Raw genomic sequence first — 24605 nt, 5'->3', positions numbered from 1 at the left:
TACGAATGTACGGGAGTTTTTTGCAATAAGCGGGCTCGGTGTCCTAAGTCTGTTTTCTTTTTGCCTTGAAAAGCCTTGACGGGGTGACTCACTTTCGTATTATACTGTTTTAAAGTGAGAAACCACCTGAGCACTGTTACATACCGATATTAGTGGGGAGTGAAAGAAGCATTGTCACTGTACGTCATGAAATTCGGAGGCAGCTCTGTAGGGGATACAGAACGCATGAAGCGCGTTGCCAGAAGAATTGTAGAGAAACAAGATGAAGGCCATCAATGTGTGGTCGTGGTGTCTGCCATGGGGGATACGACGGACGATTTGATTGACCAGGCAAAGCTGTTAAACGAGAATCCACCGGCACGGGAAATGGATATGCTGATGACCACGGGGGAGCAGATATCCATCTCGCTGCTATCCATGGCGATTCACGGTCTTGGACGCAAGGCAGTGTCCTTGACCGGCTGGCAGGCGGGATTCCGCACGGAAGCCGTCCATGGTAAAGCCCGCATTACAGATATAAAGCCTGAGCGCGTGCACAAAGCACTTGGCGAAGGAAATGTCGTCATTGTCGCGGGATTCCAGGGCATGTCCGAAGACGGAGAGATTACAACGCTTGGACGCGGGGGCTCAGATACCACCGCGGTAGCTCTTGCGGCTGCCATTCAAGCGGATGTATGTGAAATATATACGGATGTGGACGGGATATACTCCACGGATCCGCGGGTAGTCAAATGCGCGCGGAAACTGAAGGAGATTTCCTATGACGAGATGCTCGAGCTTGCCAATCTTGGCGCGGCTGTTCTTCACCCGCGTGCGGTCGAGTATGCGAAGCATAATCAAGTCAAGCTTGTCGTCAGATCCAGCTTTAATCATAACGAGGGTACGGTTGTTAAGGAGGAAACAAGCATGGAACAAGGTGTGGTTGTCAGCGGAATTGCATTCGACAAGAATGTAGCGAGAATCAGTATTCTGGGCGTAGCCGATACGCCGGGCGTTCTGGCCCAAGTGTTCGGAGAGCTTGCAAAAGAATCGATCGACGTTGATATCATCGTGCAGAGCGGCGTTCAGAACGGCGAAGCGGACTTTTCCTTTACGGTGTCCCTGGCGGATCGGGAGCGTGCGTTGTCCGTGATCGAACACATTCGCGGCAAGCTGCCGTATCGCGACGTTACCTCGGAAGACCATCTTGTGAAAGTATCGATTGTCGGCGCGGGCATGGTCAGCCATCCCGGCGTGGCGGCACAAATGTTTGACGTGATCTCCCGGCAGGGGGTCAGCATCAAAATGGTCAGCACGTCCGAGATCAAAGTATCCTGCGTCATCGAGGGAAGCAATCTCGAAGGGGTCGTGCAGGCGCTTCATACCGCGTACGGACTGGATACGGATCAACAGGCTTCCGTAGGCGGACCGCAGGTTCGCCGATAACAGGATTCAACCGCCATCATCGATATTAATAGAGTTAATCCCGGTCATTTATGACCGGGATTTTTTGTGCTGTCCGAAAGATTCGAAGTTCCTTTCTATGAAATTGAAAAAATAGAGATAAAACGAGAGGGCCCCGCATATTTTTAATCATCACACATGTGAAGAAGGAAGAAGGAAGAGGGAGGATATATCGCATGCTGGACAAGTTTGTCGCAAGTATGGCAACGCTTCGGTTTTTCTCGGGCAGCCTTGAGATCGTCGCGGCCATCATCATGCTGCGCCTGAACCAAGTCGATAAAGCGCTTGCCGTGAATTCGGCATTGGCGTTTACGGGTCCGCTCATTTTGATTTTGACCACAACCATCGGTCTGGTTGGAATGGCAGATAAATTGTCATGGGGGAAGATCGGCTGGATATTGTGCGGCGTCTCCTGTCTCTTATACGGGGTTTTAAAAAAATGATAGATTCGCTGCATATTTTTCAGGTACAAGCATACACATGGGATATGAAGTTCTCTTATTAGAAGATGATCACAAAGGACAACCTGGGGGAAATTGATATGACATTGAATTGGTTAGACCTGTTTCCCGAAACCGTAAAACGCATGCTGCTGAACCTATCGAAAGAGCTTCTCGAACATGTGGAGGAGGTACGGATCCGGGAAGAGCGTCCGCTGGAGATCAATTCGGCGGGCAAGCATCATTTCCTGGACAGGCGAGGCGGACTCACCTTGCGGCCTGAAGAAGCGTATAAACCGACGCGTGAAGATACCCATAGGCTGCTGGACCTTATCAGCAATCATTCCCTCTACACCATGGAAGAAGAGCTGCGAAAGGGATTTATCACCATACCAGGGGGCCATCGGGTCGGGCTTACGGGCCGGACGGTGCTGAGCGGCGGCAGGGTGGAGCACATCCGGGATATCAGCGGATTTAATGTCCGGATTGCCAAGGAAATACAGGGAGCGGCGGACGACATCCTTCCTCATCTGCTTGACCGGAAACGGAAAAGGGTGATGCACTCGCTGATCTTATCTCCGCCCCAGCAAGGCAAAACGACGCTGCTCAGAGACCTCGCTAGACAGATCAGCTACGGCAAGTGGGGAAACTCGTCCGTGCATTGGCCTGGAATGAAGGTGGGCATCATCGACGAGCGTTCCGAGATCGCGGGTTGTTTGCGCGGCGTACCCGGATTCGATGTCGGCCCTCGCACGGACGTAATGGATGGCTGTCCGAAAGCCGAAGGGATGATGATGATGATCCGTTCGATGTCTCCGGACGTGCTCATTGTGGACGAGATCGGCCGGCCGGAGGATGCGGAAGCGGTGATTGAGGCTTTGCATGCCGGCATCAGCGTGATTGCAACGGCGCATGGCTCATCCGTTCAGGACATGCGGGGCCGGCCCGCCCTCTCGGGACTTCTGGAGAACCGGATGTTTGAAATGTATGCGGTTCTTAGCCGAGCGGGCGACCACCGATCATACAAGCTGTATGACGGAGGCCAGCGAACGCTTCAGACGGCTATCAGCGGCCAGCCGGGAGGTGATGCCTATGCTTAAACTGGTCGGGGCCGTGCTCGTGCTGGGTGCAGGAACCTTAGCCGGATTCTACCAAGCCCAGCAATTCGCAGCAAGACCCAGACAGCTGCGAGAACTTATTCTCGCGCTTCAACGGCTGGAGACGGAAATCAGCTACGGCTTTACGCCGCTGCCCGACGCGCTGGAGCGAATCGGCGTTTCCCTTCGTGAACCGCTCAAATCTTTGTTGGCCACCGCAGCGCTTTACATGAGACCCGATTACGGGTTATCCGCACAAGACAGCATCCGCAAGGCGCTTGGCGAATATTGGAGACGAACCTCGATGAAAAGTGCCGAGCGTGAGGTGTTGGAACAGCTAAGCGGCGTACTTGGCACCAGTGACAGACAGGACCAGATCAAACATATCGCTCTGGCCGTGGGACAGCTCAAGCATGAAGAAGCAGCGGCAAGGGATGACCAGGTCAAATATGAAAAAATGAGCAAGAGTCTGGGACTGCTCATTGGAGCATTGATCGTCATATTGATCTTTTAGCGAGGTGCCAAGGGAAATGAACATTGAAGTGAACGCGATCTTCCAGATTGCCGGTATTGGCATCATCATTGCCATGATTCATACCGTCCTGAAACAGATGGGGAAAGAGGATATGGCGCATTGGGTGACCCTCATCGGGTTCGTGGTTGTATTGTTTATGGTCGTAAGGCTGCTAGACGATTTGCTGAAGGAAATCAAAAGTATTTTTCTATTCCAGTAGGTGGACATTTATGGAAATTATCCAGGTGGTAGGACTCGGCATCATCGCTACCGTGCTGATCTTGATTGTCAAGGAACAGAAACCGCTCTTTGCCTTTCTTCTCGCCGTGGCGACATCGCTCCTCATCTTCCTGTTCCTGATCGGAAAGATCGGTAATGTCATATCCATGCTGGAAGATCTGGCCGAGAATTCCGGCGTTCAGATCATCTATCTGAAGACGGTTCTGAAAATCATCGGAATTGCCTATATCGCGGAGATGGGGGCACAGATCGTTCGAGATGCCGGACAGGAATCGATCGCATCCAAAATAGAATTGGCGGGAAAAGTGCTCATATTGGTGCTCGCTGTACCGATTATCGGGATCATCATCGAGACGGTCCTGAAGCTCCTCCCGGCTTGAAAAAAGGTGGGGGACATGGTGACAGGAGCAACACTTCGAAGAGGCTTGGCCGTGTTTTGCCTACTCATCCCGATGCTGTTGCTGTCCGGATGGTTCAGCGGGACGATCGGTGCGACCGCAGCCGCCAATCCGGCCGATGAATGGGTCGAGCAGCAGACGCAGCAGCTGCCAACGGATCAGGTCGAGAAATACTGGGACCGGCTCATGAAGGATTACGGCGGGTTCTTCCCGGATGGCAGGACGCCCTCCCTGATGGATATGCTGCTGCCGGGCGGCGACGGGCTGAGCTTCAAAGGGGTTATGTCCGGTATCGGAAAATATCTGTGGCACGAGGTGCTCTATAACGGCAAGCTGCTGGCGACCATCGTCATGCTGAGCATTATGAGCTTGATTCTAGAGAACCTGCAGACGGCCTTCGAAAAAAGCACAGTGAGCCGGGTAGCCTATACGATCTGTTACATGGTTGTCCTGGTCATCGCGGTCAACAGCTTCAGCATCGCGATCGGATATGCGCGGGACGCCATCACCCAAATGATCGATTTCATGATGGCCATGCTTCCTTTGCTCTTTGCGCTGATGGCCTCGATGGGCAATGTCGTCACCGTCTCGGTGGCCCATCCGCTGGTCATATTCATGGTACATACGGTAGGCACGCTGATCAGCACGATTGTGTTCCCGCTTCTATTCTTCTCGGCTCTGCTGCATCTGGTTAGCTCCTTATCCGAAAAGTACAAGCTGACCCAGCTTGGGAATCTGCTGCGCGGGATCTCGATGGGCGTCCTGGGTGTGCTGCTTACCGTGTTCCTGGGAGTTATCTCCGTTCAAGGGCTGACCAGCTCGGTTACGGATGGCGTAACCATCCGGGCAGCCAAATACGTAACCGGCAATTTCGTTCCGGTAGTCGGCAAGATGTTCGCAGATGCGACGGATACCGTAATCTCGGCTTCGCTGCTAGTTAAGAACTCCATCGGGCTGGCGGGAGTCATCATCATTTTGTTCCTTTGCGCATTTCCTGCGATCAAGATCTTGACGCTTGCCTTGATATATAACGTCGCGGCGGCCGTCATGCAGCCGCTCGGCGATACCCCGATCGGCACCTGCCTCCAGACGATCGGTAAGACGATGCTGTACGTTTTCGCGGCCTTGGCCGCGGTGAGCTTGATGTTCTTTCTCGCCATAACGATACTGCTCACGGCTGCCAACATCACCGTCATGATGAGGTGAGGCAGATGATACGCGGCGCCAAAGCTTAGGAGGGATGACGAATGGACTGGCTTGGAGATTGGCTGAAAAGCGTCATCATGGTGGTTCTCTTTGCGGCCTTCGTTGATTTGATCCTGCCCGGGAAGGCGCTTGAACGCTACGCCAGGCTAGTCCTGAGCTTGTTGATACTGCTCACGCTGCTCAGTCCCATCATTACATTAATTACGGATCCGCCGGAGAACCAGCTGGCGATGGAACTGGAGCGGCAGGAGAAGGGGCTGCCGGAGGAAATTCAGCTGGAGCATATCATGGCCCAGGCTGAAAAGCTCAAGGATACGCAGCAGAGTCAAAGCCTGCAATGGGCTGGCAATGAATTAGCCAAGGTGATGAAAGAAGAGATCGCGGCTGAAACGGGGGAAGCCGTTCAAGAGGTCAAGGTGGTGCTGGCCGCGGTTGCCGGGCAGGGCAAGGAGTATGCCGGCGCTGCGATACGCTCCGTTGACGTAAGGCTGGCTGGGGATGAGCCGGCGGATGCAGAAGTAGGGGAAGACGATAGAAGTCCCATCGGCGTAACGCCGGTGGATTCCGTTCAGGTGAACGTGGATTCCATGGCAGAGGAGAAGGATGGGAAGGCGGCAGTAAAAGAAAACGCAGAGGCAGTCAGCAAAGCTCAGGAAGCCAGAGCAGAACCGGTTCGGGACTACATTAGCCGCCGGTGGGATTTGGAGCCGGAGCTGATCACGATATATGCACCGGGGCAGGATCAGGATAACAAGCTGTAGCGGAGGTGAGGATGATGGGAAATTGGTTGAAGCGGTTGGAGCAGTGGCTTGGCGGAGGAGCCGGCGGTGCTAGGAAGATGCAGACCTTCAGGTGGCTGATCATTCTTGGCCTGATCGGCGTCGCGATCATGCTGTTCAACTCCTTCGTCAATGTCAAGAAGCTGGATCATGAGAATATCGGCCGCGAACCGCCGCCGGACACCGCCGCGGTCTCAACAACCCAGGGAGCTGCGAGCAGCAGCGGCGGCGGTGAATTCGAAAGCATCGAGCAGGATTTCGAAATGCGCACCAAGACCATGCTGGAACAGATCGTTGGCGTCGGGTCCGTGGATGTCATGGTGACCGTGGAATCTACGGAAGAACTGGTGGTGCAGCGAAATATGAAGGATACGCAGGAACTCACGGAAGAAACCGATGCCAACGGGGGGAAACGCCATGTCACGAGTTACCAGCGCGACGGCCAGATCGTCACCTATGACTCTTCGGGCGAAGAGACGCCGATCGTCACCAAGAAGATCAAACCTCAGGTCCGCGGCGTGCTCGTCGTAGCCAAGGGGGCCGAGAATGAAGTCGTAAAGAGCTTGATCGTGGATGCGATCCAGCGGGGTCTGAACGTTCCATCTTATCGCATATCCGTTGTCCCTCGCAAACAGTAATAAACGAAGTCCTGCGGATGATCCGATCATTCGTGCCACAGGTTTTCAATTAAAGGAGGAAAAGTTCAAATGAATAACAAAAGACAAACCATATGGTTAGTATCCATGCTTAGTTTAATGGTCATCCTGTCCGCCTACTACTTGTTCACGGACGATTCGGGAACGAAAGCGCCGCCGGTTGCCGAGAGCACGCAGGTGGACGGTCAGAAGCCCGGCGCAGGACAGGAAGCCAATGGAACCGCAGGCGACGAGCTGGTTGTGAACGAAGTTCTCGAAGAAGGCACGGACGGAGATTCCGGAGCCAACGAGCAAGGGACCGGAACGACGGATACGGGCGTAACCGGCACGGAGGATCCTGCAGAGGCAACGCAAGGTGAGCAGGATGACCAAGGGAAAGCGGCCGGAGAAGCGGATAAGCCGCAAGAACCGGAAGTGAAGGAATCCACGGACGGAGCCGATAAATCCAAAGACGCCAGCAGCACCGGCAAGGACGAAGCAGAGACTTCCAAGGACACCAGCAGCACGAGCGGCAAAAAATCGGATAAAGAAGTGCTGGAGGAAGTGGCAGCGAACGCAACGTCTGCAATCGCACAGCTGGATTCCTATAAACTGGACCGCGCACAAAAAAATAATAAATTATACGATGAATTAATGACAAAAATCGACAACCATGAAAATAAACCGGAAGAAACAGCGCAAGCTACCCAGCAGCTGAAAGCGGCGGAAGCGAAAGAGGAAGTCATTCTCAGCATCGAGGAAACCCTGCAGCAGCAATTCGGAAACGCCGTAGTAAAGGAAGAGAGCGAGAAATATAATGTGGTCGTTCTGAGCGAGAAACTCGATGCCAAAGGCGCGGCGGACATCGTCAGTCTTGTGATGAAGGAATTGAAGGTTTCGCCTGATAAAGTAACCGTCCAATATGTTGCGCCATAAGCTTGTCCGCAGATTTCAACATAAACCACGGATATACGATAAACCCGAAAGAGTCTAAGGATTGCCTTGGGCTCTTTCTATTTCGCTCGATTGTGATATAATACTCTAAGCTATTGACTGACTGTCCTAAGCAAGGGCTTCCAAGAAAGTGAAGGAGTGAACGTCGATCATGTTTAAATTAAACGAAATTAAGGAACTTATTAAGCTGGTGGATCAAACTTCCGTGCATGAACTGGAGATTGAGAGCGAAGGTACACGCTTATCCATTAAGAAACCCAATGCAGCCGAGGTCGTTAACAACTATCAGGCCGCGCCGCAAGCGTACATACCGGCTCAGCAAGTGATGGCACCGCAGATCGTACAGCCGAATACGGGGAATCAAGCTCCTGCAGCGGCACCTCAGCAGGATTCAGCGGAGGATAGCAACAGCTCATTACATAAAATCGTATCACCGATGGTAGGAACCTTCTACCGTTCCCCATCGCCTGAGGCTGGACCGTTTGTAAGCCCGGGGGACAAGGTGACGGAGAAATCGACGGTCTGCATCATTGAGGCCATGAAGCTGATGAATGAACTGGAAGCAGAGATCAAGGGCGAAATCGTTGAGGTTCTCGCGCAGAACGGTCAGCTTGTAGAATTCGGGCAGCCTCTGTTCCTGGTGAAGCCGGAGTAATATGGAGGGACTCGCCAAGAACGAGAGTCGTATGAGTCCGAAGGAGGTTACTGCATGACATTTCAAAAAGTGCTTATCGCGAACCGCGGAGAGATAGCCGTCCGTATCATCCGGGCTTGCCGGGAGCTTGGCATCGCAACCGTTGCCGTATACTCGGAGCCGGACCGGGAATCTCTGCATGTTCGCTTGGCGGACGAGGCCTATTGCATCGGCCCTACATTATCGAAAGACAGCTATTTGAATTTCACGAATATCATGAGCGTGGCTACGCTGACCGAGTGTGACGCGATTCACCCCGGTTACGGCTTTTTGGCCGAGAACGCGGATTTCGCGGAGATCTGTGAATCCTGCAACATTACCTTTATCGGTCCTTCCGCCGACGCGATCAACCGCATGGGCGACAAGGCGGTGGCGAAGCAAACGATGAAGGATGCGGGGGTTCCGGTTATTCCCGGGTCCGACGGATTGGTCGAGGATCTGGACGAGGCCGTCATGCTCGCACGCGACATCGGTTACCCGGTCATTATCAAAGCGACCGCAGGCGGCGGAGGTAAGGGGATTCGAATCGCCGAGGATGAGGAATCGCTGATCAAACAGATTACGAACGCGCAGCAGGAAGCCCAGAAGGCTTTCGGCAATGCTGGCGTGTATCTTGAAAAATATCTCACCGGCATGAAGCACGTGGAGATTCAGATTATCGCCGATAAACACGGCAACGCCGTGCATCTCGGGGAGCGTGACTGTTCCGTGCAGCGCCGGAGACAGAAGCTGGTTGAAGAAGCTCCTTGTCCGGTGCTAAGTGAAGAGGTACGCAGCCGAATGGGTGAAGCCGCCGTTCGCGCGGCAAAAGCGGTAAACTACTCCGGTGCCGGCACGCTTGAATTTTTGCTGGGCCAGGACGGACAGTTCTACTTCATGGAGATGAACACGCGGATTCAGGTGGAGCATCCGGTAACGGAGATGGTAACCGGCGTGGACCTGATTCAGGAAATGATCTCCGTTGCTGAAGGCAACACGCTTTCCTTCAGTCAAGAGGATGTCGTCATTAACGGCTGGTCTATCGAGTGCCGGATCAATGCCGAGAATCCGGACAAGGGCTTCATGCCTGCACCGGGAACCATTCAATTCTATTTGCCTCCGGGCGGTCCTGGCGTGCGGGTGGACAGCGCGGCATATCCCGGGTACACGATTTCGCCTTATTACGATTCGATGATTGCCAAGCTCATTGTATGGGCGCCGACCCGCGATGAAGCGATCGCGAAGATGAAACGCGCTTTGGCTGAATTCGAGATTGAAGGGATCTATTCGACCATCCCGTTCCATCAGAAACTGCTGAAGCATCCTACCTTCTTGAAGGGCGACTTCGATATTAAGTTTTTGGAAGAAAATGAGATTTAAAACCTTTGGCCAAGTTTGTCATAAACTTGGCCAAATGGTATAGTATGAGTAATAAGAGCGCATGCGTTATGCAGTTCGGGTGCATCCGCTAACTTATTCTGAAAGGTGTGTTGAGACAATGGCGGAAACTTTGCCTACAGAATTTGAACGTACAGATATCGGTGAGATTCAGATTGCACCGGAAGTAATTGAAGTCATCGCCGGACTCGCTACGGTCGAGGTACGCGGTGTTGCGGGGATGAGCGGAGGCTTTGCAGGCGGCATTGCGGAGCTGCTCGGACGCAAGAATTTATCCAAGGGCGTTAAAGTTGAAGTCGGACAACGGGAAGCTGCCGTTGACGTATCCGTCATCGTGGAATATGGCCATCGTCTTCCGGAAGTTGCCGGGGAAATCCAGCGCAACGTGAAACGTTCGATTGAGAATATGACAGGGCTTACGGTGATTGAAGTCAATGTACATATTCATGACGTCCATTTCATGAAATCCGTGGAGAAGACGGAAGAATTGGATTTGGCTCAACGCGTCAAATAGAATAGTTTCAGGCTAGCCCTGGGCAGCGATGTCGAGGGTTTAATCTAATTTAAGGAGGCTGTGCTGAATCGTGGCCAAAATCATGGACAGACTTTTGCTGTTTATCTACAGCTTAAGTATCGGTGTTATATCCGTAGTTGCCATCCTCCTGTTGAGTGGCGCTGTTCCTTACGAATTAACGAATGTTCAGGAGCAACGCCTTTTCTGGGCTGGAATTATCGTAGCTGCGGTTTTGTTTTTGCTGAGCATCCGTTTTTTCTACATCTCCGTCAGGCGCGATCGCTCGAACCTGAACTCCATCGATCAGCGAACGGAATTCGGCGATATCCAAATCTCCGTGGAGACGATCGAGAATCTCTGCTTGAAGGCGGCTTCTCGCGTCCGCGGAGTGAAGGATCTGAAATCGCGGATCAAGGTATCCCAGTCGGGTCTTGATATTGCGATTCGCGCCGTGGTTGATGGCGAGGAATCCATTCCTACGCTGACTACCGAAGTGCAGAAGCAGGTGCACGACTTCGTTGAAGATACAACAGGAATACCCGTATCATCCGTATCCGTATATATTGCTAACGTGGTTCAGGCACCAAGCTTCAAGAGCCGCGTGGAATAGAGGTGAGCTTCCCAAATGCCTTGGAAAGAAATATGGGAGAGTCACAGAGGAAGAATTGCCGGGGTGGCCGGCGGGCTTGTGTGCGGACTGATTTATTTATTATCCGGTTTTTGGGATATGCTGTTCTTTGCATTAGTGGTATTTATCGGCTATATATTTGGCAAGCGCAAGGATCTGAACCAGGGCTCCATCTTCCACTTTCAGGAATGGGGACGTTGGCTTTCCGAGCGCTGGCGGCCGTTTAAATGAACCCTGTGATATGCTTTCTCCGGAAAAAATGCTGAGGACAGGTGTAGTGCGCCTTTTTTGCGGAGAGAGATATTCACAGGTTTTTTTTTGGCGTTTAATTGTTGTCAAGTCTTGACGGCAAATGGATCATACTAATTAGAAAAATGGATTCGGCAGGGTCCACAGGAGGAACATAATGAAAAGACGTGTAGCTAGAGAGATTGTCGTTCAGAGCCTTTACCAGATGGAGATGAACGAAGTCGACAGCATGGAAGCCGTGTCGATGCTGCTCTCCGAAGCGGCCGAAGAGAATGAGACCGAGCGGGTCATTGGCGATGAGGTTCAAATGAAGGAATATGTGCTGCAGCTGGTCAACGGAACATGGGAATCCAAGGATTCGATTGACGATCTCCTCGCTCATTATTTGAAAGGCTGGCAGGTAAGCCGTCTTTCCCGCGTGGATCGTCAAATCCTGCGACTGGCCGTGTACGAGCTGACTTATCGCGATGACGTGCCCGGGAAAGTGGCGGTTAACGAAGCGATCGAACTGTCCAAGCATTTCGGAACCGAGGAATCGGGCAAGTTCGTCAACGGCGTACTGGGCCGGATGATTCAAGAGCTGGATCAAGTCAAGGTGAAGCTGCGTCAGTCCTAAATCTGCACGCATGTTCATGCCCAGCTTGAAACGTAATGATTCAATCATAATGGAGGAGAGATCAGGATGACAGAAGCAACGATTATTAGCGGAAAACAGATTTCGGAAGAAATTCGCAAGGGGATTGCGTTAGAAGTAGAACAATTGTCCAAGCAGAATGTACGTCCTGGTTTGGCTGTTGTACTTGTAGGAGATGATCCGGCTTCGCATGTCTACGTTCGCAACAAGGAGAAAGCGTGCCACGATCTGGGCTTTTATTCCGAGGTGCATCGTCTGCCCGCGGATTCCAGCCAGAACGAAGTGCTCGCGCTTGTGGACAAGCTCAATGCCCAGGAATCCATCCATGGGATCCTGGTCCAGCTACCTTTGCCTAAACACATCGAGGAAAAGGCCGTCATCGATGCGATTGCGGTGGAGAAGGACGTGGATGGTTTCCACCCGGTTAATGTGGGTAACCTCGTAATAGGCGATGACAGTCTCCTGCCATGCACGCCGGCCGGCGTGATCGAAATGATCAAGCGGACAGGCATTGAGATTGCAGGCAAACATGCGGTCGTGATCGGGAGATCCAATATCGTCGGCAAACCGGTATCTCTTCTTCTTCAGCGCGAGAACGCGACCGTTACGATGTGCCACTCCAAAACGGGGAATATGGCGGAAATCGCGCGTCAAGCGGACATCCTGGTCGTGGCGATCGGCCGAGCGAACATGATTGATGCCAGCTACGTGAAACCCGGTGCCGTCGTTATCGATGTCGGCATGAACCGCCTGGAGAACGGAAAGCTTGCCGGGGACGTTGACTTTGAGAGCGTGAAGGCAGTGTCCGGCCCGATTACTCCGGTTCCCGGAGGTGTGGGACCGATGACCATCACGATGCTCATGCAGAATACACTGATAGCCGCCAAAAGGCTGAATGGGCTGGCCTGACATGAAGACGGCCGATCCAGGACGAGTATTATCCGTTAAGGATTTAAACCGATATATTCGCATGAAGATGGAAGGCGACTCCAGGCTATCCGACGTATGGATCCGTGGCGAGATATCGAATTTTACCCATCATTCCAGCGGACATATGTATTTTACCTTAAAGGATGAAGGCAGCCGGATCCGTGCGATCATGTTTGCGACTCATAACCAGAGGCTGCCTTTTATCCCCAAGGAAGGGTCGCGAGTCATAGCGCGGGGCAATGTGTCGGTGTATGAACGGGATGGTCAGTACCAATTCTATGCCGTCCAAATGCAGCCGGACGGCATCGGCAGCTTGTACCTCGCTTATGAACAGCTGAAGTCGAAGCTGGAGGAAGAGGGCTTGTTTGCCGCCGATCGCAAGCGGCCGCTGCCGCGCTATCCCAAGACGATCGGCGTGATCACGTCGCCAACGGGGGCTGCCGTGCGGGATATCATGATTACGATCCGGAGGCGCTATCCTCAGGCGAACGCCATTTTGTATCCGGTGCTGGTTCAAGGCAAAGGGGCTGCGCCTTCGATCGTCAAGGCCATTCGGACGATGAACGACATGGCAGAGGCTGATGTGCTAATCGTTGGGCGCGGAGGCGGATCACTGGAAGAACTCTGGGCGTTTAATGAAGAGATCGTTGCAAGGGCCATTTATCAATCCCATATTCCAATCGTTTCAGCCGTCGGGCACGAAACGGATTTTACGATCGCCGATTTTGTCGCGGATCTTCGAGCCGCCACGCCAACGGCCGCAGCGGAACTTGCGGTTCCGAGCAGCGCAGAACTGAGAGGGCAGCTTGCCCAAAGACAGCGCCAGCTGAATCAGGGGCTGCAGCAGCGCCTTCAGCGGAGCCGGGAACGTTTGATATCGCTTCAGCGATCCCCGGTCCTGGTACATCCCCGCCGGTATATGCTTCAGCATGCCGAACGGCTGGACATGCTGTCCCAGCGGCTGCAGGGCCACCTGAAATCCAGGCTTTCCCTGGTCCGCCAGCATCAAAAATCGCTGCACCAGGGCCTGATCCGATATAATCCGCGGACTCAAGCGGAGTTCGCCGCCAAAAGGAAAGAGCAGGCCAACCGGCAGTTAATGAATGCGATGCAGTCGATCATGAAGTCCAAGATGTCGCAGCTGCAAACCGAGATGCGTCATCTCGATGCGCTCAGCCCGTTGAAGATCATGTCGAGAGGATACAGTCTCGTGTATGACGAGAAAGAGCAAAAGCTTGTCAAATCGATAGAAGACGTGCAATTAGGTGATTTGGTGAACGTAAGGGTCAACGATGGACAGCTGCAATGTCAAGTGTGGGGAATGAAGGAGGATGAAGAGATTGGCGAATGAAACACTGGAGATCAGCTTCGAAGAAGCGATGGCTCAGCTGGAGACGATAGTTGAGCAGCTGGAAGACGGAGATGTGCCGCTTGAAAAAGCCATCGATTTATTTCAACAGGGCATGAAGCTGTCGCAGATGTGCAGCAAAAAGCTGGAGCAGGTCGAGCAGAAAATCGAAATGATCGTGGAAGAAGGCGGAGAATTGAAGCGGAAGCCATTCGGCGGGACGCTGGATGAGACAGGTGAACTGGGTGAATAACAGACTTACGATCCATCAATATATGAATGAAATTTGTGACAGGCTGGACAGCGAGTTCACGAATCTTTTTCCGTCAGGCTGGAAAGTTCCTGAAACCCTTTCGCGGTCCATGTCGTATTCTTTAATGGCAGGCGGCAAGCGAATGCGTCCGCTGCTTGTCATTGCGGCATGCGAGGCGGGCGGCGGCAGCCGTGAAGCAGCCGTTCCGGTTGCCTGCGCGGTGGAAATGGTCCATACATATTCCCTTATCCACGATGATCTGCCGGCGATGGACGATGATGATTACCGCCGCGGCAAGCCGACGAATCATAAGGTGTTTGGCGAGGCCAGCGCCATTTTGGCGGGGGATGCCTTGCTCACGCATGCTTTTTACAGCGTCGTCCAGGCTGCCCGAAAGCATGGGGTTCCAGCAGAGCGCGTGCTGTCGATCGTGGAGGATCTTGCGGAGTATGCAGGTCCGCGGGGGATGGTAGGCGGTCAGGTGGCCGACATGGAGGGGGAGCAAGGGATCACGACGTTAGAGCAGCTTGAGTATATTCACCTGCACAAGACCAGTGATCTAATCATGTTCTCGCTGATGGCGGGCGGCCATGTTGCCGGGTGCTCCGACTCCCAGATCGAATCCTTGCGTACCTTCGGGCATCATATCGGCCTTGCTTTTCAGATTCAAGATGATATCCTGGATCTCGTCGGGGATGAGTCCAAGCTCGGGAAGCCGGTACAAAGCGATGTGAAGCAGGAAAAGGTGACCTATCCGTACTTCATCGGTTTGGACGCATCGAGGCATGAAGTCGAGCGACTGACAGCAGAAGCCAAGCGGGTCATTTCCGAAGGGAACTTCGCCGACCCTGCAAGGCTGCTGGAGATCGCGGATTTCTTGATGGCCCGGGACCACTAAGCGCGCGCTACATGCAAACGGTTTTTTTGTGATATAATGTCTGTTAATGGCTGAATTACTATCGGCTTAGTAACGTAAACTTAATCAAGGAAAGCGGGGAGATTCTTCGTGCTTCTTCCAAATATCAAACAACCAGAACAACTTAAAAATCTATCGGTGGACGAACTCGAGGATTTAGCGGGACAAATCCGTCATTTTCTAATCGAAAAGCTGTCCGTTACCGGTGGCCATCTTGCACCGAATCTGGGAGTGGTTGAACTCACGCTGGCCTTGCACTATTGCTTTGACAGCCCTCGTGACAAGATGATTTTCGATGTGGGCCATCAAGCCTATGTACACAAGATCTTGACCGGACGGATGGATAAATTCGATACGCTCCGCAAATACAAAGGCTTGTGCGGCTTCGTCAAGCGGTCCGAGAGCGAGCATGATGTCTGGGAAGCCGGTCACAGCAGCACCTCGCTGTCTGCCGCAATGGGCATGGCCATGGCCCGGGATCTGAAAGGCGAAGACAATCGGGTTATCGCCATGATCGGGGACGGAGCCCTTACAGGCGGCATGGCGTTTGAAGCGCTAAACCATATCGGCCACGAGCAGAAGAAGCTCATGGTCATCCTGAATGACAATGAAATGTCGATCGCACCGAATGTCGGTGCTATGCATAACTACTTAAGCAAGATCCGTTCGGACCGTTTTTATCTTCGTGCCAAAGACGAAGTGGAGATGGTCTTGAAGAAAATCCCTGCCATCGGCGGCAAACTCGCGAAAACGGCAGAGAAGATGAAGGACAGCCTTAAATATATGATGGTTCCGGGTGTTTTATTCGAGGAACTTGGTTTTACGTATCTCGGGCCTGTGGACGGACATGATCTGAACAAACTGATCGATACATTGAAGCAGGCGGACAATGTGGATGGTCCCGTGCTGATCCATGCCGTAACAACCAAGGGCAAGGGATATCGTCCAGCCGAATCGGATTCGCATAAATGGCACGGAATCACCCCTTATAAGATTGAATCCGGCCAAGTGCTTAAGGCAGTAGGCAATCCGATGTACACGGAAGTGTTCGGACAGACTTTGGTCGAGCTGGGGGAACAGGATAAACGCATCGTCGCCGTTACGCCGGCGATGCCGGGCGGCTCGGGCCTGATCCCGTTCAGCAAGAAATTTCCGGACCGCATGATCGATGTCGGGATTGCCGAGCAGCACGCGGCAACGCTGTGCGCGGCTCTGGCCATGGAAGGCATGAAACCCGTGTTCGCGGTCTATTCCACGTTCATGCAGCGTGCGTACGACCAAATCGTGCATGATATTTGCCGCCATAACGCCAACGTGATGTTTGCGATTGACCGTGCCGGCTTTGTCGGTGCAGACGGCGAAACGCATCAAGGGGTATACGATGTGGCCTTCATGCGCCATATCCCGAATATCGTCATCATGATGCCAAAAGACGAGAATGAGCTTCGTCACATGATGAAGACGGCGCTTGATTATAATGAAGGACCGATTGCTTACCGTTACCCTCGGAACAATGTGCGCGGCGTTCCGATGGACACTGAGCTGGTGTCCATTCCAATCGGAACCTGGGAAGTCGTCCGTCCCGGCGAAGGGTATGCCATCCTGGCTTCGGGTCCGATGGTTCAGCTGGCCGAAGAAGCGGCGGAGCAGCTCAAACGGGAAGGCATTGCGGTAGAAGTCGTGAATGCCCGTTTCCTTAAACCGCTTGACGGAGATATGCTGGGGAATATGGCGAAGACGGGAACGTCGATGCTGGTTCTGGAGGAAACCTCGCAAGCAGGCAGTTTGGGGAGCGCGGTTCTGGAATACTTTGCAGAGCAGGGAATCCATGATGCGGTCGTATCCTTGATGGGGATCGAAGACCGGTTCATCGAGCATGGAAGCATTCCGCAGCAGCGGGAGGAAGTAGGTCTCACGCTGGAAGGGGTTTGCCAGGAAATCCGGAGCCTGAAGAATGCCCGGACCGCCGTACTCGGCAAAAGAAGTTTTATGTCTTAGTAACGATCGGGAGTATAATATGGATTCATCTCAGAAGGAACGAATTGATGTCCTGCTCGTGGAGCAGGGTTATTATGAGAGTCGCGAAAAAGCAAAAGCCGCGATTATGGCGGGTCTGGTCTATGCCGGAACCGAACGGATCGAGAAAGCCGGGATGAAAATTCCGAGGACGTCCGAATTGAAGGTCAAGGGCTCGGTTCATCCTTATGTCAGCCGGGGCGGACTAAAGCTGGAGAAAGCGATTCGTACGTTCGGCCTCGACATGAAGGGACGCACGATGCTGGATATCGGATCATCGACAGGCGGTTTTACGGATTGCGCGCTCCAGCATGGGGCCAGTTATGTGTACGCGATCGACGTTGGTTATAACCAGCTGGATTGGTCGCTGCGTAACGATGAACGCGTATGCGTTATGGAGCGAACGAATTTTCGCTATATGACGCCGGAGGACCTGAACGGTCCTCTGCCTGATTTTGCGAGCATCGATGTTTCGTTTATATCGCTTCGCATTATACTGCCGCCTCTGAAGATGCTGCTGGGTAAACCGGGAGATGTAGCCGCCCTGATCAAACCTCAATTCGAGGCGGGGAGGGAGAAGGTCGGTAAATCCGGGGTGGTTCGGGATCCGAAGGTCCATAAGGACGTTTTAACGCAGGTGCTGACTTTTGCGGACGGCCTTGGATTCAAGCTGAAAAATCTTACGTTCTCTCCGATAACGGGAGGGGAAGGAAATATTGAATTCCTGGCCCACTGGCGATTAGAGCCGGAGGCATCTGAAAGCTCGGAAGAACCGACTCAGGAAGATGGACAAACTTCTGTCCCATTGAGTCAATGGATTGACACCGTCGTCACGCAAGCGGCTCATACATTCACAGGAAACTCATCGAAATGATGGGTTTCTTTTGCTGAAAAAGAGGAATTTATGTTCTCATCCGCGAATACAAAATTCGAGGTGAGAGGATGAATGAGCGTTATGATTGGTTATTAATGATATTGCTTGGTGTCGTCATTGCCTTGCTTATCGGCTATAGGCTGAATCGTTGGCTGATGTCACCATCACCGGACCGGCTGCCGGGCATCCCGATCAATGAGCACATTCCAGATCACCCAGTCATTGGGATGCTTGAACAAGAAGGATATGATGTGGTTGGGGGTAAAGTAAAAATAAACTTGTCGTTTGAAACGGGACATAAGCCCATCTTAAGTCGGTTGTTTATAGATTACGTTGCATCCGACGACAGCGGCGAACTGTACATGGTGAAGCTGGCGCGGGAACGAATGCCGGTGGATTGGACAGGCTCCGGCATTCGCGATCGGTTGATGCCGTTTTTGCTGCTGTATCCCGAGTGTGCGGGCCTCCTCTACATCGACGTGAATGAGGGGACCATTAACCGTTTAAGCATGGATTGGACGGACGAAGAATGGATTGGTCATGATGAATACAACAGTTAATACTCAGGAGGCTCTTTATGAAGGGACAACGCCATATTAAAATCAGGGATATCATTACCCACCAGGATATTGAAACGCAGGATGAGCTTGTGGACGCATTGCGCGCGGAAGGCTTTCAGGTTACTCAGGCTACGATATCACGCGATATTAAAGAATTGCTGCTCATAAAAGTGCCTACGGATGACGGGCGATATAAATACTCCATGCCGACAGATCAGCGGTACAACCCTGTTCAGAAGCTCAAAAGAGCGCTCGTCGACAATTTTGTTTACATTGACCGAACCGGCAATCTTGTGGTCATGAAATGCTTGCCCGGAACAGCCAACTCGGTTGCCGTGCTGCTCGATAACATGGAATGGTCACAGATCATGGGGACCATCTGCGGAGATGACACGATCTTGCTGATTTGCCGTACGGAAGCAGACGGTGAACATGTGGTGTCCCAAATCAAAAATTTCATTTCCTAATCAGGTGTAGTGAGATATCGATCATTTTCTTAGCAGTAGCGGAGGTGGTAAACATGTTAAACACGCTATCCATTCGGAACCTGGCTGTCGTAGAAAGCGTGGATGTGCACTTTTATCCCGGATTTCACGTCCTAACGGGGGAAACCGGGGCCGGTAAGTCCATCATCATTGATGCGCTGGGTTTAATTGCCGGCGGCCGCGGCTCGGCTGAGCTGATTCGGTACGGGTGCGACAAAGCGGAGATCGAGGCTCTGTTTGAGCTGCCTGCGGAGCATCCGGTATGGAGTACGCTCAAGAAGCTGGGGGTTGAAGCGGATCCGGAAGAGCACTTGCTTATTCGAAGAGAGCTGACGTCTCAAGGAAAAAGCACGTCGCGTATTAACGGACAGCTGCTGAACCTCAGCATGCTGCGCGAAGTCGGGGAAAAGCTGATTAATATCCATGGACAGCATGAGCATCAAAGCCTGCTGCGTTCAGAGCAGCATATGAGCCTGCTGGACACTTACGGGGATAAGACCATAGGGCCTGCCAAGCGCAAATACCAGGAGCTGTACGGCGAATTCAGCAAAGTGGAGAAAGAGCTTAAGGACCTGCAGGAAACCAGCCAGAAAGCATATCAAATGCTGGATATGTACCGGTTCCAGTTGGAGGAAATCGCGGCTGCCGGGCTGAAAACCGGCGAAGACGAGGCATTGTCCGAAGAAAGAACCAAACTCTCCCACAGCGAGAAGATGATGGATTCCGTAGCGGGAGCCTACGACCTGTTGTACGGATCATCGGGCCTTGAGTCCGTCAGCAGGGCTTTGTCCAGACTTGAGGATGTATCCGGATACGACGAGAAGGGATTAAAGCCGCTTGTCGAGCAGCTTCAATCCGCTTATTATCAGCTTGAGGATGCGGTCTTCCAGTTAAGGGATTATCGTGACGGCATCGAATTCAATCCCGAACGGCTCAATGAAATTGAGCTCCGTCTAGATATGATCTCCGGATTGCGCCGAAAATATGGGGATAATGTGGAGCAAATTCTGGAATACTACGTGAGAATTCAGCAGGAAACCGATATGCTGGAGAATAAGGACGAATTTATTCAAGCGTTGGAACAGCGCCGTGACGAATTGTTAAGCGTGCTGCTCGTAAGCGCGAAAGAGCTGAGTCATGCCCGCAAGCAATGCGCGCAAGACTTGGCTAGGCAAGTCGAGGGAGAACTGAAGGATCTTCAAATGGAACGCACCTCGCTGGAAGTCCGCCTGGAATTGCAGCTGGATCCGAACGGCTACGAGTATGAAGGCCAAAAAGTCCGGTTGACGAGACAAGGCATGGATACGGCGGAATTTCTCATCTCCGCGAATCCGGGCGAGCCGCTCCGTCCGCTTGCCAAAATTGCTTCGGGTGGGGAAATGTCCAGAATTATGCTGGCGATGAAGAGTATATTTGCCCGTCATGATCAAATACCGGTCTTAATCTTTGATGAAGTCGACACGGGTGTCAGCGGAAGGGCTGCCCAATCGATTGCCGAGAAGCTGTTTTTGCTGGCCAAAACCTGTCAGGTATTCTCCATTACGCATTTGCCGCAGGTGGCTTGCATGGCGGATCATCAATATTTGATCGAGAAGAAGCTTGAAGCCTCCAGAACGATGACGCAAGTAGAAAACCTGAATGAAGAAGGGCGTGTAAAAGAGCTTGCCCGGATGCTTGGCGGAGTCGAAATTACCGAAAAGACGCTTCATCATGCCCAAGAAATGCTCAATCTGGCGGCAGCGCAAAAGGCTTCCAGAAAGGCTTTGGGTCAATGATTGACAGTTATAAAACCATAAGGGCAGGGTAACTTAAAGGTACGCAATTGGCGACCACCTTTTCGTCAAGCGAAAGAAGAAAAAGGGAGCGTGACAGCCATTGAAGCCCAACCTCAGGAGAAAACTGCTCGGTTTCGTTCTTGCTTTCCTTCTTTGTTTCATTGGAACTGCTGATCCTGTCCAATCTTTTGCCTCATTGCCCGATGAACTGAGATTGATTACCGGTCAGCAGTCCCGACTTGATGTTGCCATGCCTGTGCAAGCCCTCGCTTCAGTCGATCGACCGGATGTCCTGCAGCTAAACGGCTCCCGGGAATCGAAACTTCAAGTATCGTTGAAACAGCCGCTGCAGCTCAATCCCCAGCAAAGCGGAAACGCAGAAGTGACCCTGAAATTATTCGGTACAATTCCTCTGAAGACTGTCCATGTCAAAGTGATGCCGGAACTTAAAGTCATACCGGGAGGCCAAACCATAGGCGTCAAGGTGAAATCCTCCGGTATACTGGTGGTCGGACATCATCTGGTACGGGTTCAAAACGGGGCCAAAGTGTCTCCCGGCGAAGCTGCCGGCCTAAAGCTTGGCGACCTGCTTACAACGATGGATGGAAAGCCGCTTAACGATGTCACGAAGGTTGCCGAGATCGTCGAGAAGGCCGGTAAAGCGAATCGGCCGCTGGACATATCCTTTAAACGGGACGGCAAGGTAATGAAAACTAAGCTGAGTCCCGCCTATGACCAAGAGGATCAAAGCTGGCGCCTTGGCCTGTATATCCGTGATTCCGCAGCAGGCGTAGGGACGCTTACCTTTTATGCGCCTCACCAGAAGGTCTACGGAGCGCTCGGCCATGTCATCACCGACATGAATACTCAGACCCCCATTGATGTTGGAAGCGGCCAGATCGTTCAATCCAACGTCACCTCGATTAGCCGTAGCGAAGAAGGCGAGCCCGGAGAGAAAAGGGCAACCTTCACCAAAGACGGCAAGATTTTAGGCAATGTCGAGCGCAATACCCATTTCGGCATTTTCGGTAAAATGAATCAGCTTCCGGATCACGGACTGTATCAGGAGCCGATTCCCGTTGCTTTTTCCCATGAGGTGAAGGAAGGTCCCGCTGAAATATTAACCGTCGTTGAAGGCCAGGAAGTCGAACGCTTTACGGTGGAGATCGTTCACGTCTCCAAACAGGACGCTCCAGCGACCAAAGGAATGGTGCTGCGCATTACCGATCCAAGGCTGCTTAAGAAAACCGGCGGGATCGTGCAGGGCATGAGTGGCAGTCCCATCGTTCAGGACGGCAAGCTGATTGGAGCGGTAACCCATGTGTTTGTAAACGACCCTAAGTCGGGATATGGGTGCTTTATCGAGTGGATGCTTCAAGATTCCGGCGTACTACAATCTACAGAATCAACACCTCAAAATCTTAAGGCAGGTTAATGCCTTGAGATTTTTTGTCGTAAAAGAACGAAATAGAGATTAATTTGAAACAAAATATTTAATTATAAATCAACTTCAAAAAAAAATAAAGAAAAATAATTTTCGACAGAAGGAATTTAAATAAGCATGTCGAAAACTTTATAAACAGAAAAATGTTCTAAAATAACAACTGATCTGATAAAGGAGGAGCACGAATTGCAAAAGATTGAGGTATTATTGGCAGACGACAACCGTGAATTTACAAACCTGCTCGGCGAATACATTTCGGATCAACAAGATATGGTGGTATCCGGAATCGCTTATAATGGCGAAGAAGTACTGAGCATGATTGAGGAATCCGGAAAAGTACCGGACGTACTGATCCTTGATATTATTATGCCTCATTTGGACGGGCTTGGGGTGCTCGAGCGTTTACGCGACATGAATCTGTCTCCGCAGCCGAAAGTCATTATGCTCACGGCGTTCGGTCAAGAGAATATTACGCAGCGCGCGGTGCAGTTGGGTGCTTCCTATTATATTTTAAAGCCGTTTGACATGGAGGTGCTCGCCAGCCGCATTCGACAGCTCGTGGGTTCGCCGAGCAGCATTTCCTCCGGCACTCCGTTTACAAGCATGAAATCCAATGTGGTTCCTATGGGCAAGGGCAAGAATTTGGACGCGAATATCACTTCCATTATCCATGAAATCGGCGTTCCGGCTCATATCAAGGGATATCAATATCTGCGCGAAGCCATTACCATGGTATACAACAATATCGAAATTCTTGGCGCGATTACCAAAACGCTGTATCCGGCCATCGCTGAGAAGTTCAAAACAACGCCATCCCGAGTGGAGCGGGCGATCCGGCATGCCATTGAAGTGGCTTGGACGCGCGGTAACATCGATTCCATCAGCCACTTGTTCGGCTACACCATTAACATCAGCAAATCCAAGCCGACCAACAGCGAGTTCATTGCCATGGTGGCAGACAAGCTTCGGATCGAGCATAAGGTCTCTTGAAAGGGTAAGGACTAAGAGGAAGGGATTTAGGGACATGGACGTTGCACACCTAAATGTCTACTTGAGCGATATATTGAAATCACTCCTTTATTGGTTGCGGCTATCGTAACCTGTGAAGGAGTGATTTTATGTTTCAGGACAGGACTCATCAGCAATAAACCAGCCGGATCAGCGGCTGGTTTGTTTTTTTTACTAAGATTACATCACCACCCGGTAATCTCCTTCCGGTGCTGCCGTACCATCGATTTCCTCACAGATAATACATTTTGAACTGGATATCCTGGGCATGGTTTCCGAATTTCTTGCCGAATAACGTAGCGCCTCCAACATGCTTCGCGTCTTCCTTGACTTCGATACGAAAGGTCCAGCGATCACATGCCGAATTCAGGTCCTCCACGGAGACGGTTGAGAGAGGATCGCCATCGATATACGTGCCGTGGCTGGTAATCCGAATCGTTTTCAGCAGGCCGTATTGGTTGATGTTGTGCGGCCACCATTCAGGCGTATATTTCCCCCGCGTATCCGCAAAATCCCCTGGGCTCGTCCACGTGCCGAGCTCCATTCCGTTCAAGGAAAACGTAATGTCCGATGGCCACACATCATTGGAGAAAGGAAACTCGGACGATATCTCCAAACTGATTTCGAATTGCTGCAGCTTCTCATCCTTTTGCAGAAAGTTGGCGATGTTGTATTGGATGAACCCCTCGGTAAACCACAGGATTTCCGCATCCACGCGCTTGGGATCCATAAAGTACTTGGGTTCGTCAACCCGTCCGATGAACTCCTTCTCGGTAGCAAGGCCGCACGTAGGCTTCAGGTCATAGTCGGTGTAATGCCCGATCGGCACCGAGGCTTCATAAGAAGCAAAGGAATGGAAAATCTTTTTGGGGAAGTTGATTTCAATGTGATCCACCTTCAGGATCGAAATTTTCTGCTGCCCCGATTTTCCCGGCACCTTCTCTGTCCGGATAATGCCGGCATCTTCTAGTTTTTTAATATGCTTCGTCACGATCGGACTGCTGATTTGAAGCTCCTGCGCCAAATCTTTGATGTTCATTTTGTTTTTGGAGAGCAGCTGAATAATCTTGATGCGAACTTCGCTGGCCAAAGCCTCGTAAACCACAAGCGATGACTTGTCTATTTCCAATTGCATATGACCACTTCTTTCAACAAGTTTTTCAATTATTAACTAATATGCATCATAACACAGGC

28 protein-coding genes are annotated in these 24605 nt (G+C 51.9%); 27 read left to right on the top strand and 1 reads right to left on the bottom strand.

Features of this window, described 5'->3' with window-relative positions:
• The first annotated feature begins 171 nt into the window (after positions 1–171).
• The 27 genes from RB297_RS16100 (at position 172) to spo0A (ending at position 23393) form a co-directional block, all read left to right on the top strand.
• Complete coding sequence (locus tag RB297_RS16100; protein ID WP_015734447.1) at positions 172–1425, top strand: aspartate kinase; 1254 nt, start codon at positions 172–174, stop codon at positions 1423–1425.
• 194 nt (positions 1426–1619) lie between these two features.
• Entirely contained in the window at positions 1620–1886 is a 267-nt protein-coding gene (locus RB297_RS16095; protein ID WP_096773226.1) for a YqhV family protein, read from the top strand.
• 98 nt (positions 1887–1984) lie between these two features.
• The gene (gene spoIIIAA / locus RB297_RS16090; protein ID WP_036665743.1) at positions 1985–2983 is read left to right on the top strand and encodes a stage III sporulation protein AA; all 999 of its coding nucleotides are present in this window, start codon (positions 1985–1987) and stop codon (positions 2981–2983) included.
• Positions 2976–3494, top strand: coding sequence for a stage III sporulation protein SpoIIIAB (gene spoIIIAB / locus RB297_RS16085; RefSeq protein WP_096773228.1), 519 nt, complete (start codon positions 2976–2978; stop codon positions 3492–3494). Before spoIIIAA ends, spoIIIAB begins: the two co-directional genes overlap by 8 nt.
• A 16-nt stretch (positions 3495–3510) precedes the next feature.
• Positions 3511–3714, top strand: a complete 204-nt coding sequence (gene spoIIIAC / locus RB297_RS16080) for a stage III sporulation protein AC (protein ID WP_007129715.1) — start codon at positions 3511–3513, stop codon at positions 3712–3714.
• 10 nt (positions 3715–3724) lie between these two features.
• The gene (gene spoIIIAD / locus RB297_RS16075; RefSeq protein ID WP_009591272.1) at positions 3725–4114 is read left to right on the top strand and encodes a stage III sporulation protein AD; all 390 of its coding nucleotides are present in this window, start codon (positions 3725–3727) and stop codon (positions 4112–4114) included.
• Positions 4115–4129: 15 nt separating this feature from the next.
• Entirely contained in the window at positions 4130–5338 is a 1209-nt protein-coding gene (gene spoIIIAE / locus RB297_RS16070) for a stage III sporulation protein AE (RefSeq protein WP_375120940.1), read from the top strand.
• A gap of 41 nt (positions 5339–5379) precedes the next feature.
• Positions 5380–6099 carry a stage III sporulation protein AF gene (spoIIIAF, locus tag RB297_RS16065; protein WP_277748541.1) on the top strand — a complete coding sequence of 240 codons (720 nt, stop codon included), beginning with the start codon at positions 5380–5382 and terminating at the stop codon, positions 6097–6099.
• 14 nt (positions 6100–6113) lie between these two features.
• On the top strand, positions 6114–6755 hold the full coding sequence (gene spoIIIAG, locus RB297_RS16060) for a stage III sporulation protein AG (RefSeq protein ID WP_176502370.1): 642 nt from the start codon (positions 6114–6116) through the stop codon (positions 6753–6755).
• Between the two features lie 69 nt (positions 6756–6824).
• Positions 6825–7688, top strand: coding sequence for a SpoIIIAH-like family protein (locus tag RB297_RS16055; protein ID WP_375120939.1), 864 nt, complete (start codon positions 6825–6827; stop codon positions 7686–7688).
• Between the two features lie 169 nt (positions 7689–7857).
• A complete protein-coding gene (gene accB, locus RB297_RS16050; RefSeq protein ID WP_009591273.1) occupies positions 7858–8361 on the top strand; it encodes an acetyl-CoA carboxylase biotin carboxyl carrier protein in 504 nt (167 codons plus the stop codon).
• A gap of 54 nt (positions 8362–8415) precedes the next feature.
• Entirely contained in the window at positions 8416–9759 is a 1344-nt protein-coding gene (gene accC / locus RB297_RS16045; protein WP_015734455.1) for an acetyl-CoA carboxylase biotin carboxylase subunit, read from the top strand.
• A 118-nt stretch (positions 9760–9877) separates the two neighbouring features.
• Entirely contained in the window at positions 9878–10291 is a 414-nt protein-coding gene (locus tag RB297_RS16040; protein ID WP_009591235.1) for an Asp23/Gls24 family envelope stress response protein, read from the top strand.
• Positions 10292–10361: 70 nt separating this feature from the next.
• On the top strand, positions 10362–10901 hold the full coding sequence (amaP, locus tag RB297_RS16035) for an alkaline shock response membrane anchor protein AmaP (RefSeq protein ID WP_009591270.1): 540 nt from the start codon (positions 10362–10364) through the stop codon (positions 10899–10901).
• Positions 10902–10916: 15 nt separating this feature from the next.
• Complete coding sequence (locus tag RB297_RS16030; protein ID WP_009591264.1) at positions 10917–11150, top strand: DUF2273 domain-containing protein; 234 nt, start codon at positions 10917–10919, stop codon at positions 11148–11150.
• Positions 11151–11325: 175 nt separating this feature from the next.
• Positions 11326–11784, top strand: a complete 459-nt coding sequence (nusB, locus tag RB297_RS16025) for a transcription antitermination factor NusB (protein WP_096773233.1) — start codon at positions 11326–11328, stop codon at positions 11782–11784.
• A 66-nt stretch (positions 11785–11850) separates the two neighbouring features.
• Positions 11851–12711 carry a bifunctional methylenetetrahydrofolate dehydrogenase/methenyltetrahydrofolate cyclohydrolase FolD gene (gene folD, locus RB297_RS16020; RefSeq protein ID WP_015734456.1) on the top strand — a complete coding sequence of 287 codons (861 nt, stop codon included), beginning with the start codon at positions 11851–11853 and terminating at the stop codon, positions 12709–12711.
• Position 12712: 1 nt separating this feature from the next.
• Complete coding sequence (gene xseA, locus RB297_RS16015) at positions 12713–14083, top strand: exodeoxyribonuclease VII large subunit (protein ID WP_015734457.1); 1371 nt, start codon at positions 12713–12715, stop codon at positions 14081–14083.
• A complete protein-coding gene (xseB, locus tag RB297_RS16010; RefSeq protein ID WP_009591232.1) occupies positions 14073–14333 on the top strand; it encodes an exodeoxyribonuclease VII small subunit in 261 nt (86 codons plus the stop codon). Before xseA ends, xseB begins: the two co-directional genes overlap by 11 nt.
• 22 nt (positions 14334–14355) lie before the next feature.
• Positions 14356–15231, top strand: coding sequence for a polyprenyl synthetase family protein (locus RB297_RS16005; protein ID WP_375121112.1), 876 nt, complete (start codon positions 14356–14358; stop codon positions 15229–15231).
• A gap of 108 nt (positions 15232–15339) precedes the next feature.
• Positions 15340–17247, top strand: a complete 1908-nt coding sequence (gene dxs / locus RB297_RS16000) for a 1-deoxy-D-xylulose-5-phosphate synthase (protein ID WP_096773234.1) — start codon at positions 15340–15342, stop codon at positions 17245–17247.
• A gap of 19 nt (positions 17248–17266) precedes the next feature.
• On the top strand, positions 17267–18139 hold the full coding sequence (locus tag RB297_RS15995) for a TlyA family RNA methyltransferase (RefSeq protein ID WP_375120938.1): 873 nt from the start codon (positions 17267–17269) through the stop codon (positions 18137–18139).
• A gap of 68 nt (positions 18140–18207) precedes the next feature.
• Complete coding sequence (locus RB297_RS15990; RefSeq protein ID WP_015734461.1) at positions 18208–18699, top strand: hypothetical protein; 492 nt, start codon at positions 18208–18210, stop codon at positions 18697–18699.
• A 17-nt stretch (positions 18700–18716) separates the two neighbouring features.
• A complete protein-coding gene (ahrC, locus tag RB297_RS15985) occupies positions 18717–19166 on the top strand; it encodes a transcriptional regulator AhrC/ArgR (protein WP_015734462.1) in 450 nt (149 codons plus the stop codon).
• 53 nt (positions 19167–19219) lie between these two features.
• Complete coding sequence (gene recN / locus RB297_RS15980; RefSeq protein WP_015734463.1) at positions 19220–20959, top strand: DNA repair protein RecN; 1740 nt, start codon at positions 19220–19222, stop codon at positions 20957–20959.
• Between the two features lie 100 nt (positions 20960–21059).
• A complete protein-coding gene (gene spoIVB, locus RB297_RS15975) occupies positions 21060–22394 on the top strand; it encodes a SpoIVB peptidase (RefSeq protein ID WP_015734464.1) in 1335 nt (444 codons plus the stop codon).
• A 195-nt stretch (positions 22395–22589) separates the two neighbouring features.
• Positions 22590–23393 (top strand): sporulation transcription factor Spo0A, encoded by an 804-nt coding sequence (gene spo0A, locus RB297_RS15970; RefSeq protein ID WP_009591253.1) that lies wholly within the window; start codon positions 22590–22592, stop codon positions 23391–23393.
• A gap of 250 nt (positions 23394–23643) precedes the next feature.
• Here the strand turns inward: spo0A and RB297_RS15965 are convergent, their stop codons facing one another.
• Positions 23644–24546 (bottom strand): ArsR/SmtB family transcription factor, encoded by a 903-nt coding sequence (locus RB297_RS15965; RefSeq protein ID WP_375120937.1) that lies wholly within the window; start codon positions 24544–24546, stop codon positions 23644–23646.
• Positions 24547–24605 lie beyond the last annotated feature (59 nt).

The sequence above is a fragment of the Paenibacillus sp. CR_12 genome, assembly GCF_041953985.1.
Lineage (GTDB): Bacteria > Bacillota > Bacilli > Paenibacillales > Paenibacillaceae > Paenibacillus_AQ > Paenibacillus_AQ lautus_A.
Note: the sequence above shows the minus strand (reverse complement) of the source record. Positions and strands in the feature narration are given on the sequence as shown.